Source organism: Streptomyces sp. R33 (assembly GCF_041200175.1).
In the GTDB taxonomy this organism is placed as follows: Bacteria; Actinomycetota; Actinomycetes; order Streptomycetales; family Streptomycetaceae; genus Streptomyces; species Streptomyces katrae_B.
The window spans coordinates 532,413-547,855 of record NZ_CP165727.1 but is presented as its reverse complement, the minus strand read 5'-3'; the positions used below and the strand labels follow the sequence as shown (position 1 = coordinate 547,855).

General features: G+C 72.0%; 16 protein-coding genes and 1 pseudogene. 5 read left to right on the top strand and 12 right to left on the bottom strand.

The genetic code is table 11. From position 1 onward, the window contains the following. Positions 1-261: 261 nt before the first annotated feature. The 6 genes from AB5J51_RS02830 to AB5J51_RS02805 form a co-directional block, all read right to left on the bottom strand. Positions 262-1,761 (bottom strand): UDP-N-acetylmuramoyl-L-alanyl-D-glutamate--2,6-diaminopimelate ligase, encoded by a 1,500-nt coding sequence (locus AB5J51_RS02830; protein WP_136226266.1) that lies wholly within the window; start codon positions 1,759-1,761, stop codon positions 262-264. Positions 1,762-2,007: 246 nt separating this feature from the next. Next, positions 2,008-2,160, bottom strand: coding sequence for a hypothetical protein (locus AB5J51_RS02825; RefSeq protein ID WP_369776686.1), 153 nt, complete (start codon positions 2,158-2,160; stop codon positions 2,008-2,010). Positions 2,161-2,372: 212 nt separating this feature from the next. Continuing rightward, the gene (locus AB5J51_RS02820) at positions 2,373-2,645 is read right to left on the bottom strand and encodes a hypothetical protein (RefSeq protein WP_053787680.1); all 273 of its coding nucleotides are present in this window, start codon (positions 2,643-2,645) and stop codon (positions 2,373-2,375) included. 51 nt (positions 2,646-2,696) lie between these two features. Beyond that, a complete protein-coding gene (locus AB5J51_RS02815; protein ID WP_206310780.1) occupies positions 2,697-2,963 on the bottom strand; it encodes a hypothetical protein in 267 nt (88 codons plus the stop codon). A 116-nt stretch (positions 2,964-3,079) separates the two neighbouring features. Then, a complete protein-coding gene (locus AB5J51_RS02810) occupies positions 3,080-3,268 on the bottom strand; it encodes a hypothetical protein (protein WP_136226267.1) in 189 nt (62 codons plus the stop codon). A 5-nt stretch (positions 3,269-3,273) separates the two neighbouring features. Beyond that, positions 3,274-3,849, bottom strand: a complete 576-nt coding sequence (locus AB5J51_RS02805) for a DUF5994 family protein (RefSeq protein WP_369776685.1) — start codon at positions 3,847-3,849, stop codon at positions 3,274-3,276. 221 nt (positions 3,850-4,070) lie between these two features. Here AB5J51_RS02805 and AB5J51_RS02800 point away from each other — a divergent pair, with 221 nt between their 5' ends. Further along, positions 4,071-4,328, top strand: coding sequence for a DUF5994 family protein (locus AB5J51_RS02800; protein ID WP_369780202.1), 258 nt, complete (start codon positions 4,071-4,073; stop codon positions 4,326-4,328). Between the two features lie 107 nt (positions 4,329-4,435). On the opposite strand, the gene AB5J51_RS02795 is transcribed toward AB5J51_RS02800, so the two are convergent. Together AB5J51_RS02795 and AB5J51_RS02790 are read right to left on the bottom strand one after the other, a co-directional pair. Then, positions 4,436-4,636 (bottom strand): hypothetical protein, encoded by a 201-nt coding sequence (locus AB5J51_RS02795; protein ID WP_369776684.1) that lies wholly within the window; start codon positions 4,634-4,636, stop codon positions 4,436-4,438. Positions 4,637-4,835: 199 nt separating this feature from the next. Then, on the bottom strand, positions 4,836-7,262 hold the full coding sequence (locus AB5J51_RS02790; protein WP_369776683.1) for a molybdopterin oxidoreductase family protein: 2,427 nt from the start codon (positions 7,260-7,262) through the stop codon (positions 4,836-4,838). Positions 7,263-7,549: 287 nt separating this feature from the next. Here AB5J51_RS02790 and AB5J51_RS02785 point away from each other — a divergent pair, with 287 nt between their 5' ends. The 4 genes from AB5J51_RS02785 (at position 7,550) to AB5J51_RS02770 (ending at position 10,291) form a co-directional block, all read left to right on the top strand. Beyond that, on the top strand, positions 7,550-7,960 hold the full coding sequence (locus tag AB5J51_RS02785) for a DUF5133 domain-containing protein (RefSeq protein WP_234382295.1): 411 nt from the start codon (positions 7,550-7,552) through the stop codon (positions 7,958-7,960). Positions 7,961-7,971: 11 nt separating this feature from the next. Then, the gene (locus tag AB5J51_RS02780; protein ID WP_369776682.1) at positions 7,972-8,718 is read left to right on the top strand and encodes an NAD(P)-binding domain-containing protein; all 747 of its coding nucleotides are present in this window, start codon (positions 7,972-7,974) and stop codon (positions 8,716-8,718) included. A 110-nt stretch (positions 8,719-8,828) separates the two neighbouring features. After that, positions 8,829-9,092, top strand: a complete 264-nt coding sequence (locus AB5J51_RS02775) for a hypothetical protein (protein ID WP_369776681.1) — start codon at positions 8,829-8,831, stop codon at positions 9,090-9,092. Then, positions 9,089-10,291 carry an enoyl-[acyl-carrier-protein] reductase FabV gene (locus AB5J51_RS02770; RefSeq protein WP_369776680.1) on the top strand — a complete coding sequence of 401 codons (1,203 nt, stop codon included), beginning with the start codon at positions 9,089-9,091 and terminating at the stop codon, positions 10,289-10,291. Before AB5J51_RS02775 ends, AB5J51_RS02770 begins: the two co-directional genes overlap by 4 nt. 301 nt (positions 10,292-10,592) lie before the next feature. Here the strand turns inward: AB5J51_RS02770 and AB5J51_RS02765 are convergent, their stop codons facing one another. The 4 genes and pseudogenes from AB5J51_RS02765 to xdhC all read right to left on the bottom strand — a co-directional run bounded on the left by AB5J51_RS02765 (position 10,593) and on the right by xdhC (position 15,443). Beyond that, complete coding sequence (locus AB5J51_RS02765) at positions 10,593-11,981, bottom strand: hypothetical protein (protein WP_369776678.1); 1,389 nt, start codon at positions 11,979-11,981, stop codon at positions 10,593-10,595. A gap of 245 nt (positions 11,982-12,226) precedes the next feature. Further along, positions 12,227-13,975, bottom strand: coding sequence for a protein kinase (locus tag AB5J51_RS02760; RefSeq protein WP_369776677.1), 1,749 nt, complete (start codon positions 13,973-13,975; stop codon positions 12,227-12,229). A gap of 199 nt (positions 13,976-14,174) precedes the next feature. Next, positions 14,175-14,495 (bottom strand): annotated as a pseudogene (locus AB5J51_RS02755) (hypothetical protein); the annotation flags it as partial. 81 nt (positions 14,496-14,576) lie between these two features. Continuing rightward, positions 14,577-15,443, bottom strand: coding sequence for a xanthine dehydrogenase accessory protein XdhC (gene xdhC, locus AB5J51_RS02750; protein WP_369776675.1), 867 nt, complete (start codon positions 15,441-15,443; stop codon positions 14,577-14,579).

The window sequence follows — 15,443 nt, the reverse complement described above, 5'->3', positions numbered from 1 at the left end:
AGACATCGGTCCTCGGGAGCGGCAGAACGGGGGATGCACCACGGACGGTTGAGCACAGTCCTCGGGAGGAGGCATGGGGGAACTGCCAACGCGGCCCGTGGGGCGAGGGCGCAGATCGATCATATCCAGCCAGTCCGAATAAACGGAGAGCTTACTTCCCTGCTTGTGCGTGGTAAGGGTGCCGCTGCGTCACCGGCGCCGAGATGTCACCGGCCCGAAGCGGTGGTTGTGCCGGCTGCCCGCAGCGGACGGTACAGCCAGTCAGGAGGCGGGGTCGGCCCCGGCGAGGTCGCGTACGGTCGCCATGTCACTGAAGGGGAGGAGTTCCTCGCCCACGATCTGGTGCGGTTCGCTGCCCTTTCCGGCGATCAGGACGATGTCGTCGGGCCGCGCGGCGGCGAGCGCCAGCCCGATGGCCCTGCGCCGGTCGGCGGAGCGTTCGTACGGGGTGCCGGTGCCCGCGATGCCGGGGGCGATCTGGTCCAGGATGGCCTCGGGGTCCTCGGTGCGGGGGTTGTCCGAGGTCAGGACGCACAGGTCGGAGTGGGTTCCGGCGATCCGGCCCATCTCGGCCCGCTTGGTGGTGTCGCGGTCGCCGCCGCAGCCGAAGACGGTGATGACCCGGCCGCGGGCGAAGCCCCGGATGGCCGTGAGGACTTTGTCGAGGGAGTCGGGCGAGTGCGCGTAGTCCACGATCACCGACGTGCCGGCGGGGGTCACGAAGCGCTCGAACCGCCCCGGTACGGGCGGCATCTGCGCGAGCGCGGCGACGAGTCCGGCCAGGTCGTGCCCCAGGACGCGGCAGGCCGCCACGGCAGCCAGCGCGTTGGCCACGGAGAACCGCCCCGGGACCGGGACGGCCGCGGGGTACGCCCGGCCCGCATGGTGCAGGGTGAACCGAGTGCCGGAGGCGTCCGCGAACAGGTCCGCGCCGCGGAAGTCGGCCTCCGCGTCGAGTCCGTACGTGGTCACCGCGCCCGGCATCATCGCCCGGATCCTGGCTCCCACGGCGTCGTCCACGTTGACCACCGCGTGCCGGCAGAGCCCCTGGAACAGCCGGAGTTTGGCGTCCGTGTAGTGGCCCATCGTGCCGTGGTCGTCCAGGTGGTCCTGGGTCAGGTTGGTGAAGACGCCGACGTCGACGAACGTGCGGTCCATCCGGTACGTCTGCAGCGCCATCGAGGTGGCCTCCAGCACCACGCTGCCCGTCGCCCGGTCGCGCATGCGGCCCAAGAGGTACTGGAGGTCGGGTGACTCCGGAGTGGTCAGCACCGAGGGCGGCATCGGGATCACCTCGTCGCCGATCCTGCTGCCCGCCGTTCCGATGACGCCCACCGAGGCACCCTCGGAGATCCTCAGCAGCGACTCGACCATGTACGAGATGGAGGTCTTCCCGTTGGTCCCGGTGACCGCCACCACGTCCATGTGCCGCCCCGGCTCGCCGAAGTAGCGGGAGGAGGCGACGGCGGCGGCCTTGCGGGTGTCGGCCACCCTCACGACGCACACCGCGGGCGGTAGCTCCCGCTGCGGGGGCGCGGCGGCGGCTCCCGCCGCGTCGACGAGCACGGCCACCGCCCCGCGCGCGAGCGCCGCGCCGATGGCGGCGGGTCCGCCTCCGCGGTGGCCCGGTACGGCGATGAAGAGCGAGCCCGGCACGACCCGGTCGACGTCGAAGGTGGTGCCCGCGGTGATCCGCGTCGATGCGGCGTCACCCTGGATGACGTGGTGCTCATGGCCGGTCAGTAGCCCGCTCAACTTCACGGTGGTCCCTTCGGGAGCGGCGGCGGCCCGGCGTGCGGCCCGCGCCTGGCGGCAGCGCCGACGGATCGCCGGTACTGCGGTGGTGATGGGTGAGGGGCGAGGGGGCGCCCCCGGGCGACGGGACCGGGAGGGTCGGGGCCGCGGTGGTCCGGCCGGGAGGCCGGTGGTGGGCGGGGTCGTCCCGGGAAGGGGTACGGGAGGGGCCCGGATGAGGTGGGGCGGCGGGGGGACGGCGGCGGGGAGGCGCTAGCCGTGGCCGTGCAGGGCACCGCGGCCGACCGCGGGGGCCTGGCCGTCGACGGCGGTCCGGTAGCTGACGCCCGTCCGGTCCGCACGGACCGCACGCACGGCGGGAGCGGCCTGCGGCAGGCACTCCTCCGTGACGCGTGTGCGGTTCATGGGCCGAGTGTACGGGCGCCCGCGCACCCCGGGCGCCACGCCGGGGGAGAACACCCATTCCCCCGCCGCCTCGGCCCGGGGGCGGGCTTCGTCGGCTGAATACCGCCACTGCCCGATCATGCGACGCAAGAAGCGGGTACCGGGCCAACGGAACACCGATCACCTGAACACCGATCGCCTACGACCACTGACCAGGACTCCGGACCTCTCCTCTAGGCCGTCTCTTCTTCCTCGGCCTCCATCCGCCGGATTCCCTCGTGGGTGAGGGTGACCATCGCCGGCGTGTTGCCCGGTTCCCAGTCGACGGTGATCAGTCCTTCGCCCGCCAGGTAGGTGCAGGCGGCGGCCAGGTCCTGTTCCGGTATGTGGAGGTCGCGCCGCAGCTTCGCTCCGGTGGTGCCGAGGAGCCGGTTGCCTTCGACGGCTTCGTACAGGACCCGGAGCACCTGTTCGCGGTAGGTCTTGCGTTCCCGCAGTGTGGCCATGACCGCGTCCTTTCCTGTGCGGGAGCAGGCTCCGGGGCCCGCCGGGGCTTCTCAGGTCTCGTCGGAGTGCGCGCCGGTGCCGACGGGGGTCCTGCTGGTGGCCAGCCAGGTGCCGGCGGGGCCGGAGGTTGTTGCCGTGTCCACGGTGAGGTGGAGGCGGGTGCCGCCGTCGAGGCCGGGATAGCTGCGCTGTTCTGTGCCCGAGAAGCAAAGGCGAAGCGCCTCCGCGACTGCTCGGGCGGCTTCGGGCGAGCGCGCGATGATCCGTACCTCGGCGTGCCCGAGCGATGGCAGTGTCTGGGTCTCGATGTACTTCACGTAGACGTGGTTCCTTTCGGGGTGGGCTTGGTTCCCTTCGGGTGGCCGCCAGGCCGGCTGGGTCGGGGCGCCGCGGCGCCCCGACCGCTACCCCCGGTCGGAGGAAGGTTCGTACCTCACCGGTCGGCATCCGTGGGGTGGGTTCGACGACCGGTGTCGTCCGGCAGGCCGGGAGGTCTCGGCAGGGGGTCGCTGAAGTGGTAGGCCGTGATCCGCGCGTCGTGCTGAGCGTTGAGCAGGTGGATCCAGCGCATTCCGATGGCGATCGCGAGGATGATCACCGCGATGAGGACGATGGTTTCCACGGAGTTCACCTCAGGCCGTTCGAGGGCAGAGGGAGGGCGCTTCGTCCCATAGGCTGCCCGAAGGGGGACATGCAGGCCCCTCCCTCACCCTCCCAAGTTGCTTCCCGGCGGCGGGCGTCGCGGATGCCGCGCCCGATGGCGGTTTCGTTGTCCATCAGGACTTCGGCGGTGAGGACGCTGCCCGGGACCGCCGCGGCGGCCATCAGGCGGGCCGCAGCTGCGGGTGCGGTCTCGGGCGGGATCACGAGGAGGTCCCAGCGGCCGACGGTGTAGGAGAGCAGGATCAGCTTGTCGGGGTCCTGTTCGGTGAACCAGCCCACGTGCAGCGTGCGCCCGTCCATGGCAACCGTGTGCGGTACGACAGGCCAGAGGGTGGGGTTCACGGTGACGCGGGTGACGCGTCCCCAGGGTTCCTCCAGCGCGGCGGCGAGCGGTGGAAGCTCGGCCTCGAGGTCGCGGGAGTAGGGCCACCAGGCCCCGTCCAGCTGGCCGGCGAGCGTGGTCTTCGGGGTGAGGGACAAGCGAGCCGGGACTTCTGCGGCGAGGTCGCGGGGCTTGGTCCGGTCGAGGGTGGTGGTCATGATGCGGACCTGCCCCCGGGCTGCCTGTCGGCAGCCCGGTTTTTAGGCGATCGCCGGAAATGACACCCGCGTGAAAGCCGGTGTGCGAAGTACTCCCGGTGCATTCACTGTACGCCTGATCGAGGGGCAAATGGCCGGTGTGACCAGGTATTTTCCGGCGGAGCGCGGTGGAGAGCGGCTGTGCGGGCGGCGGGCTCGCGTACCTCGTCGGCCGGTCACCGGTGCTGACCTGCGACGAGGCACGGCTACACCCCGTCCTCATCACTCGCGCCCACAACGACCACTTCGCGCTGCTGGTGGTCCCCCCGGACACCACCGCGGACGCCGCCCGCGAGGCGATGGCTTGCGCCGTCCGCGCCGACAACATCACGCAGGCCGCTCAGATCCTCATCGCCGCCACACCCGAACCCGCGGACGGCGGCTCCGCCGACATGGTCCGCAAACGGCCAGGGCGTCCTCGGCGACCTCCTCCATCGTGAAAGCGCCGTCGGCGTCCATCGCCTCGCCGTACCCGCGGCAGTCCAGGAATGCGTAGCCGAACGCGTCCCCGTTCAAATGCTCGCGCATCGGGTCGAAGCCGGACCGCTCAAAGCTGCTCGTCGTGCAGGTCCTCTTCGCGCAGCAAGTCGTCCTCGCGGCGGCGCGAGGTCTCCTCCTGGCCCTGCTTCTGTCCCCGTTCGCGGGACTTCTTCCCCGGCTGGGGGTGCGCGGGGTCTCCGGGGCGCTGGTGCCCCTGTGCCTCGCGGCCCTTGCCCGGCTCCTGACGCTTGTCCGGCGTACTGCCCATGACAGCGACTCCTCTTGATGCGTGGGGTACGGATTCCTCTCGGCTCACGCTCACACGCCCAGTGCCGGTCCGCACCATGTCGACTGCGAAGCGAGGCACACGAGTGACGACCGTCCCCGATGTGGCGGCGTGGGGGTGTGCCGAGCGGGCGCAGCGTCGTAGCGGTGGTGCGCGGGGGACAAGGTTATGGCCGTGCCTCTCAGGGCGGTGGCACCGGGTGGCCGGGGGGAGTCGCCGGCGCCGAGGCAGTGGTCGTGGGAGCCGGTGCGGGGCCGGAGAGGCGGGCGACCGGTTGGAGGCAGGCGGCGCCGGTCTTGAACAAGGGCTGCTTGGAAGCCGGATCCCAGGTCGTGGGGGTGAGCTCGTTGGCCGCCCGGCGATGGCCGTCCGCCTCCGGAGCGTCCCAGTAGCCGTAATGGAACGGCAGGAAGAGGACACCTTCCCGGATGCCGGTGATGCGAGCCCTGGCCCGGACGGTTCCTCGCCGCGTGGACACCTCCGCAAGGTCCCCTTCGCTGATCCCGGCCGCCGCCGCGTCGGCCGGGGAGACTTCGATCCACATGTCGGGGGCCGCGGCACGCAGTTCCGGCACGCGGCCGGTGCGGGTCCGGGTGTGGAACTGGTACAGCGTGCGGCCGGTGGTGAGCCACAGAGGGTAGTCGGCGTCGGGCTGTTCGGGTGGTGGGACGTAGGGGGCCGTGCGCAGGACCGCCTTGCCGTCGGGATTCAGGGCCCGGTAGTCGTCCTCGTCGTACGGGGTGCCCGTGAGGAGGTCGCGGCCGTAGGTCTCGCAGTCTTCCGGTCTGCTGCGGAAGTCGCCCCGGGTGTAGAGGCGTTCGGTCCCGTCGGGATGTTCGGCGGTGCAGGGCCATTGGATGCCGCCGCGCTCGCGCAGCAGGGCGTAGCTCAGTCCGCTGTAGTCGCAGGGACGACCATGGCTGCATTCCTTCCACGCCTCGAAGACCTCCTCGGGGCCGTGCCATGGGAGGAGGGGTGCGTCCGAGGCGTTGCGCAGGTCCATGCGGCCCGCGAAGTCCAGGAAGACGTCGAGGTCGGGCCGGGCGTCGCCGGGCGGCTCGACCGCTTTGAGGGAGAGGTGGACGGTGCGGTCGGCGTTGGTGAACGTGCCGGTCTTCTCCCCCCAGCCGGCGGCGGGCAGCACCACGTCGGCGAGGGCGGTGGTCTCGGTCGGGAAGAGGTCCTGGACGACCAGGAAGAGGCGGTCCTGACCGAGGATGGAGCGGATGCGGTCGAGTTCGGGCAGCGAAACGGCCGGGTTGGTGCCGGAGACCCACAGCATGCGCAGGGAGCCTTCCTCGGCGAGGCGGACCATCTGCATGACGTGGGTGGGCGGGCCGTCGTGCGGGATGCGGTCGGGAGCGACGTTCCAGATCTTCGCCAGTTCCTCGACGTGCCGGGGGTTGGCCCAGTTCCTGAAGCCGGGCAGGTCGCCGTCCGCCCCGCATTCGCGGGTGTTCTGGGCGGTGGGCTGCCCGTTCATCTGCAGGACGCCGCAGCCGGGCCGTCCGAGCATGCCGCGGATCAGGTGCAGGTTGTTGACCTGGACGGCGGCCGCGGTGGCCTGGTGGGACTGGTACAAGCCTTGCAGGACCGTGGAGAGCAGCCGTCCGGCCTGGCCGAGCAGGCGTGCGGCGGTACGGATCTGCTCGACGGGTATCCCGGTGGCTTCGGCGGCGGCCTCGGCCGGAAAGCCGGCCACCTGACGGGCGAGGCGGTCGAAACCGGTGACGTGCGCCTCGATGTACGCGGGGTCGGTCCAGCCGCCGGCGATCACCTCGTGCAGGAGGCCGTTCATGAGGGCGAGGTTGGTACCGGGCCTCGGTTGGAGGTGGATGGTGGCGGCCTCGGACACCGGGCCCGGCCGGGGATCCACGCACAGCACGACGGGCGGCTCGGGACCGGCGAGACGGTCCAGGATCCGGCTCCACAGCACGCCCTGCGTCTCGGCCATGTTGTGCCCGAAGAGGGCGATGGTGTCGGCGTGGTCGATGTCGCCGTACGAACCGGGTTGGCCGTCGCAGCCGAACGACTCCTTGAGGGCCTCGCCGGCGGTGGCTGTGCAGAGTCTGGTGTTCCCGTCGAGGTGCTTGGTGCCCAAACCGCCGCGGGCGATGAGCGCCAGTGCGTAGTACTCCTCCAGGAACAGCTGGCCGCTGGTGTAGAAGCCGATCGAAGAGGGGCCGGGACCGTCGAGGAGCGCGCGGGTACGGTCGGCGATCCGTGCCATCGCGGTGTACCAGTCGGTCTCCCGCTGGACGCCGTCCTCCCGGATCAGCGGCCGGGTCAGACGGTCCGGCGATGCGATGGCCTGCCAGCCGTAGAGGTCCTTGACGTCGAGGCGGCCGCGGTTGACCCGGTCCCCGGCCACCCCGCGGACTCCGACGAGGCGGCCGTCCCTGACGGCCAGTTCCATGGCGTCCCCGTTCGAGTGGAGATTCGAGGCCGTGGGCACCCACCGGTCTACACGGGCAGCGCCGCTGCCGTCGGCTCCTGCGGTGAGGTACGAGTCGACGCGTACGGGCCAGGGTTCGCCGGCGCCGTAAGGGGTTCGGCTGCCCCACGGGTCGGTGATGCGGTCGGCAGCCGGCCGGGATTCCTTCTCCATGGCCTGCACCTGCCCCTTTCCGGTACGCCCATACCGGCGGGGCGGGACGGAGGTGGGGGCGCGTCCGTTCCGGTTATATAGGGGCAGCGCACCGTGCTTACGACCAGCCCAACCGTGGGAATACCTTCTATGCGTGTGTCTGCGCACTCCTCTGCCTTGGATTGAAGGGGTCTCGTATGCCTCCGGTTGGAAGTCAGTCCCCGCCCCCGCCCCCGCCCCCCGCAGTCGACCCCTCCGGCGGCCCTCGTATCGGTGCTCCGACGACCGCATGGGCCGTGGGGATGCTGATGGCCGCGACGCCGTGCACGGCCCGTGACGCGCGGCGGATCCTCGAGGTAGCCGCCGACCTCGCCCGCACCACTCCCGACGCACTCGCGGCCGCCATGGTGGCCGGGACCCTCGGCACCCCCGTTCCCGTGCACGTCGAGCGGGCGGTGCGCCGCGCGATGGACGCGGGACGCAGCCCCGTGCCGAGCGCCGGGCGGGGGAGCGTGCTCACTCCGGCCCGGGCCAGGACCGAGGAGGTCCTGACGCGGCTGCGCGGATGCCGCGCCCGCCTCGCGGCCGCGCCCCAAGACCCCGCGGCCCTGCGGGCCATGGACGACGCCGGCTACACCCTGTGCGTCCTCATGGGCAGAGCCACCGTGCACGAGGCCGTCCTGGCAGCGGAGGCGCGCCTGTTGTCGTCGGCACCGTAGCGGCGGACGGAGTGGCGGCGGGGAGGTCGACCCGTTCCACCACCGAGCACCCCATCGCCGCCAACGAGGTCATCGTGCTCAGCCTCACCGACTACGAGGCGGTGTACGCCGTACTGGACGGGGTCGACCGCGCCGTCCTGGCCGTCCTGGTCCTGGTCAACCTCAGCTCCGACACCCCGCGCCGCGCGCAGGAGGCCGCCGACTGGGCGCGGGAGCGCGGCACCGTCCAGCTCACCGGCGGAGTGCTCGTGCCGCCCTCCGGAATCGCCCGCGCCGGCTCCTCCGCCTTCTACAGCGGCCCCCGCGAGGTCTTCGAGGCCCACCGCCCCACCCTCGAAGTGCTCACCGCCGCCGACCACCGCGGCGAGGACCCCGGTCCCGCCGCGCTCTTCCACCAGCTCAACATGGTCATGTTCTGGGCCGCCCTGAGCTCCTACTGGCAGACCGTCGCCCTGGCCGACGCGCACGGCATCAAGGCTGCCGACCTCCTCCCGACCGCCGTCGGCGCCCTGGACATGGAGCAGTTCCTGGAGTTCTACGCACCCCGCATCGACGCGGGCGACCACTCCGGGGATGTCGACCGGCTCGCGATGGGGCTCGCCGGCGCTGAACACGTCCTGCACACCGTCCTCGACGCCGGCGTCGACGGAGCGCTTCCCGCCGCCGTCGTCGACCTCTTCCGCCGTGGTGTCGAGGCCGGGCGCGGCGGCGACAGCAGCTCCAGCCTCGTGGAGGTGCTCAAGCGGCCCGCCGTCTGAGCCTGCTGTCCAACGCCGTCCGCTCCCGAGCCCCGTCCTCGCTTCCAGAGCGCTGCTCATGGACCTGGGAGCGGAGCTCATCGCGATTGTCCCGGGGCGGGGCGGTGTCAATGCCGCACAGCACAACGACCGACCGTATTGTGCGTGACGCCTTGTCAAGAGCCGTTGACGAAACCATCGATACGATCATCGATGGCAGGTGTCCGAAGCAGGACTTCGGCGTCGACAGCCCGGCCCCGGCCGAGTTGGTGACCGGCCTCGAAGGGCGGCTGCCCGTCGTCATCCCGGACGAGGAGACCGGCCGCGCTCACGCGGTCGCGGAGCAGCGCGCTCTCCTCGCCCGCCTCGCCCCGAGCGGAACGGACCCATCGTGAGCCCTCGTCAGATCGAGCCCAAGCAGCGCGGATTCCTCATCGTCAACTCCCACCCCGAGGGAGCCGCGCAGACCGTGCGCCGGACATGGGAGGCGATCCCTTCCCGCGCCGACGGCCGAAGGCCCGTCGCCCTCATCCTGGGACACTCCGCCGGCTACGGGCTCGCCACCCTCCTGGCCGGACTGCGCCGGCACGGCATCCGCGGCATCGGCGTCGCCTACGAGGCCGCCGACAACGGGCGCCGCACCGCGACGGCAGGCTGGTACCGCACTGCGGCGGCTGCCCAACTCGCTGCTGAGGGCGGCCACGACATCCGCTTCGTGAACACCGACGCCTTCGCCACGGACGCCAAGACGCAGGTCATGGACCTGCTGGAGCAGCACTACGGACCCGTCGACCACCTCATCTACAGCCTCGCCGCACCCCGCCGTACCGACCCCGCCACGGGCACGGTCCACCACTCGGTGATCAAACCCCTCGGCGCCGCCTACGAGGCACCCGCACTCGACTTCTCCGGCACCGACCCGAAGGTCACCCGAGCCCGGATCGAACCCGGAACCGAGAGCGAGACGCGAGCGACGGTCGCGGTGATGGGCGGCGACGACTGGGCCCTTTGGGTGCGCGCCCTGGCCGCTCGCCGGCTCCTCGCCGACAAGTTCACCACCGCAGCCCTCACCTACGTCGGCTCGGAGGTGACCGCACCCGTCTACCGAGAGGGCACCATCGGTGCCGCCAAGGAACACCTGGAGCAGACCGCCCTCGACCTGAACAGCTCGGCCGCACTCAAGGAGCAGGACGGCCGCGCCTTCACGGTCGTGGCCGGCGCCGCCGTCACCCAGGCATCCAGCGCGATCCCCTCCATCGCCCTCTACACCGCCTTCCTCCGCACCGTTCTCGGCGCGCAGGGCTTCCGTACGACGGCCGAGCAGGCCGTGGACCTGTGGGACCAGCTGGAGGGCCGCACCCCGCTGCTCCTCGATGCGGCGGGGCGGATCCGGCTGGACGGCTGGGAACTCGACGACCAGGTCCAAGGCCGCGTCCGGGAACTGTGGGCGGATCCCGAGCGCGGCCTCGAAGCAGCCCGGGCCGGCGCGGACTGGTTCATGAGCCAGGTCCGGGAACTCTACGGCTGGGGCCTCGAAGGCGTGGCATACGGCCAGCCGGTCGAGACCGAGGTTGCCTGGCCCGCACCTCGGTAGACCGTACGCGGGACGGGCCTACGAGATGGCCCCGTGACGGCACGACCACGGGGCCGACCGGCACGGGGCACTGCCGGTCGGCCCCGCCGTGCGACGGAGGCGACGCCGATTCCGTACGGGGCGAGGTGCACGGCGACGGACCGGCCCAGCGTGTGCACCGCCGCGCCCTGCCCCATCATCCGGCCAGCAACGATGAGTGCGCGCCGTCCGGGGTGGACAGGTCGCCTCCGGCGAGCACGTGCCCCGTACCGACAAGGGAGCCGAGGTACCGACGTCAAGGGTGGACCGCCTCCACGGATCGTCAGCCGGTGCAGCCCGGGACCGCGCCGGCAGGGCTGCAGTTGTTCGGCCGGTTTTCGCGGATGACGTCGCCGTTCAGGGTGAGGATGCCGGACGCCTTGAAGATGCCGCCGCCGTCGCCCGCCCGGTTGTGGGTGATGGTGTTCTCCTCCAGCGTGGTGGTGCCCAGTCCCGTGGTTCCCCCGGCGTGATAGAGGCCGCCACCCTGAGCGGTGCCGCCCTTCGCGGTGACCGTGTTGCGCAGGACCTTGTTCCGCTTGGCTGTCAGGGTGCCGCCGTCGGGGTTGTCGAGGCCGCCGCCCTGGGCCGTGCCGTTCAGTGCATTGGCGGTGTTGCCGGTGATGTGGCTGTCGGTCAGGTCGAGTGTGCCGAAGGGGCCCATGCGGATGCCGGCACCGCGCGCGGTGCCGTTTTCGGCGACTACCCGGTTTCCGCTGATCTTCACACCGCGCACGGTCATCAGGGAGTTGTTCGCGATGCCGCCGCCCTGGGCGATCCCGTGTGGAGCGTCCGATGTGTTGTCGCTGATGGCGCCGCCGGTCACCGTCAGTCTGCCGGGCTCCGGAATGCCGTTGGAGACCGTGGCACGCGCGATTCCGCCCGGGGCGAAGGAACGGTTCTTGCTGATGACCGTGTTCTGGATGGTCGTCTCGGCGAAGCTGATGATGCCGGCTCCGAAGGCAACGCTCTGAGTGTCCTCCGTGACGGTCGCAGTGTTCCCGGTCAGCCGTGAGCCGCTGACGGTCAGCGGACCGTCGTTGGCGATGGCACCGCCCGCGGCGAGACCGCCGATGGCGCTCCCGCTGTAGATCACATGGTTTCCGGTCACCTCCGTCTCGCTCACGCTTCCGGTGCCGGGGTTGTCGATGCCGCCGCCCTGGGCGAACACGTCGGACTTGGACGTATTGCCGACGAACTTGCTGCGGGTCACCCTCATGGTTCCGGAGTTGGAGATACCGCCACCGCAGGCCACGCCCGGGGGGTCGGGAAAGGCAGGGCAGTCCGTGGCGAAGCCGCCGCTGATCGTCGTGCGGGTGAGCGTGAGGTTTCCCGTCGGACCGACGAAGAGGATCCGGAACTTCGGCACCTTGCTCCCGCGTTCCTCCCGCCTGATGGTGGCCCCGCGCCCGTCGACGGTGATCTCACTGGTGATCACCGGCAGCCCGTTGCCGGGGTTCACGGGGTCCGGCGATGTCAACTTGTACGTGCAGTTGTGCGCCAGCTGGAGCGTGTCCGGCCCCGGCGAGCCGTTCGCTGCGTTGATCGCCGCGACGAGGTCCGGGACGGAGCAGCGCACCTGCACCGTGGCGGCGTGAGCGGCCGGGGCGGGGACCGCCACCAGCGCGCCCGCCACGAGGCCGAGGACGGCCGAGACATGCCGACGAGACATCGGGGACTCCTCCTTCTGCTGCGTACGGCCGGCTTTCAGGGGACCGCAACCAGCCGAGCCCAGCCGACCACGCGCACACGCCGTCGGCTTCCCGGCGTGATCCGTACGGGCGGGCGGACAGCCCGTACGGAGCATGAAGACGCGCGAACGGGCCAAGGCGAGTGCAGGGAGCCGCCCTGCAGGGCGCGTCCAACGCCGTCGCCCTCGCCCGTCGTGGTCACCGGGCTCCTGAAGGCGGCGGGAGGCTAACACGCGGGGGAGGAGCCCTTCTGGCCGGTGAGGTCGCGGTTGTACAGCCACCCGGTGGTGTTCGTGCCGTCCACGCGCACGTACGTCCATTGGTTGCCGTACGAGTTGACGGCGTAGCAGTGGTACCAGAGCTTCGTGCCGTCCTTGACCAGCGCGCCGGCGGGGCAGTTCTGGTACGGCGCGGCCAGCAGGTGGTGGTCGCCGGAAATGTAGCCGTAGGTGCCCGGCTTCGGGTCCTTGTGGGTCCAGCCGGCGCAGCCCGTCGGTACGGGGCTCGGCTGGGCCGGGGCGGGCGAGGCCGCCGTCGGGGAGGGTGGTGCCGTGTTCGGCTTCTTCGAGGCGGCGGCGGACGGCTTGGCCTGGGGACCGGAGCCGGAGGGAGAAGGCCCCGGGGTGTCCGCGCCCGGCTGGCCGCCGGCCGCCGGGGAGTCGCCACCGGACACGGGCGTCGGCGCCACCGCCCGCACGCCGCCGGCGTCGCCGCCCCTGGTCACGGCATAGGTGACACCGCCGGCGGCGAGTACTGCGACGGCCGCCGCGGCTATCGCCATACGGCTGCGGCGGCGCGCCCGGTCCGCGGCCTCGGAGTCCCGTGTGGCGGTCGGCGGCTGGCCCGGCGGGGGGAATCCGCTCTGGGGAGCCGGGACATGGGGTTGCAGAAGCGATACGGCGCCCACGCCGCCCTCGGTCCCGCCACCAACGACCGGGGGCGGCCCGAAGCCGACTGGCGGCCCCACGACGGACGGCGCCGTCGGGGTCGGCATCCCGGCGGCGGGGCCCGGCTGCGCGGTGTGCGCTCCGGCGGCGGGGCCCGGCTGCGCGGGGTGCGCTCCGGCTGCGGGGCCCGGCTGCGCGGGGTGTGCTCCGGCCTCGCCCGCCGCCACCCGCTCCAGCATCGCGCGGGCCTGGTCGGCGGTGGGCCGGCTCGCCGGATCCTTCGCCATCAGCGCCATCAGCACCGGGGCGAGCGGCCCTGCCCGCCGTGGCTCGGGCAGCGGTTCAGCGACGATCGCGGCCAGCGTGGACCACACCGAGGTGCGGCGGAACGGCGAGACGCCCTCCACCGCCGCGTACAGGGTCATCCCGAGGGACCAGATGTCCGAGGCCGGGCCGGGTTCCCTGCCCTGCGCGCGCTCCGGCGGCAAGTAGTCGAGCGAGCCGACCAGCTGACCGCTGCGGGTCAGTTTCGCCATGGCCGCGTCGTCGGAGGCGTCCATGGTGGCGATGCCGAAGTCGGTGAGCACGACCCGGCCACCCCGCTCCAGCAGCACGTTGCCCGGCTTCACGTCCCGGTGCAGGACGCCCGCCCGGTGCGCGGCGTCGAGCGCGTCCATCAGCTGGGCGCCGATCGCGGCGGCCTCGTACGGATCGAGCGCGCCGCGCTGCGCCACCACGTCGTCGAGCGAGGGTCCGTCGACGAGTTCCATGACGATGACCGGCAGGCCCTGCTCTTGGGTCACGTCGTGCACGGTGACCACCCCGGTGTGCCGGATGCGGGCGGCCGCCTGCGCCTCGCGCTCCATCCGGGTGCGCAGGCCCGCCAGTTCGGACTCGCTCGCGTCGGTGTAGGCCCGCAAGACCTTGACGGCGACCTCCCGGGCGAGCAGTTCGTCGACGGCCCGCGCGACCACTCCCATGCCGCCGCGGCCGACCACGGAGGTCACCCGGTAGCGCCCGCCGAGCACCTTGCCGACCAGGTCCCCGTCGTTCTCTTGACCCTCTTGACCCTCTTGGCCCGCTGGCACCACATGCTCCGTTCCACGACCGGTCATCCGTCCCGGTCGACGATCTGACGAGGCACAAGCGTAGATGCATGATCGGCGGGCAGGCCGCCGCGGCCGGCGCCCGCGCCCTGGCCACGCTCCGGTTCGTGGGCAGATGCGACTTCCCGTCTTTTCGCGTCGCCGGACGGTCAGCGTGGGCGGACCGGAGAGGGCCGGGGCATGCGTGGCCGCCCCAGTCCTGGCCGCCCATGCTGTGGATGCCGAAGCCCTGGCCCAGCGGTGTGGAGGCGGGCTCGAGGGGCCACCCGTGCTGCGCCATGCCCCAGGCGTAGATCCGGGCGAGAGCGTCCACCTGCTGCGCGGTGAGCGGCCGACGCGCGAATCCCGAGGTCTCCACCGAGAGCCACGACGGGTTTCCGGCGGCCTGCGCCCAGGCCCCCTCGTCCTGCGTTTCCGCTCGGCCGGGCCCGGGGTCCCAGCCGACGCGGACGTCGACGACGACGACGAGAGCGGTGGCGAAGAGTCCGCCGCCGCAGGCCATGGCGGCGCGGCGCGACATCGGTCGCGGCTTCGGTTTGCGGTGGGTCACGCGAGCGGCCCGGGTGTCCCGGCCCGTGCCGTCTCACGCGCCGCCGGCGACCGGAGCGTACGGCACCGCGGCAACGGGGTTCGGCACTGCCCGCCGGCTGTCCTGTTCGAAGGACCGCAGCAGGTCTGCCGCGACGCTCACCGCGATCGTGGCGGGTTCCTTGCCGGTGATGCCGCCGATGCCGATCGGGGTCTTGATCCGGTCGATGCTGGCGGCATCGTGGCCGCCCTCGGTGGCCAGGCGTTGCCGGAACCGCGCCCATTTGGCGGACGAGCCGATCAGCCCGATCGAGCCGAGACCGGCGGTGCGCAGGGCGGCGTCGCACAGTGCGGCGTCCTCGGCGTGATCATGGGTCATGATCAGGACGTGGGTGCCGGGTGGCAGCTCCGCGAGCACCTCCTCCGGGAGCAGCGGGGTGTGGTGCACGTGGATCTGCGCCACCGCATCCGCGAGCACGCCGAGACGTTCGTCGGTGAGCATGTCGGGGCGCGTGTCGATCAGGTGCAGGTCGAGGTGGTGGCGGGCCAGGATGCGTGCCAGTTCCAGTCCGACGTGCCCGACGCCGAAGACCGCCACCGCTTGGACCACCGGCAGCGGTTCGAGCAGTACGGTGACGGCTCCGCCGCAGCACTGTACGCCGTGCCGGCCGGTGACCTTGTCGTTGAGGGCGAATTCCATCAGCTCCGGCTCCGGAGCGGCCGTGCCGTTCAGCTCGCGCGCCCGATCGATGGCCACGGCCTCGATGTTGCCGCCGCCGATCGAACCCCAGGTCTCGGTCCGTCCCACGACGAGTTTGGCGCCGGCCCGGCGGGGGGCGTGGCCGCGCACGGTCGCGATGGTCACGAGCACGCCGGGTTCCCGGCGTGCCCGCAACCGCGCGACCGCGGCGACCCAGCTCAT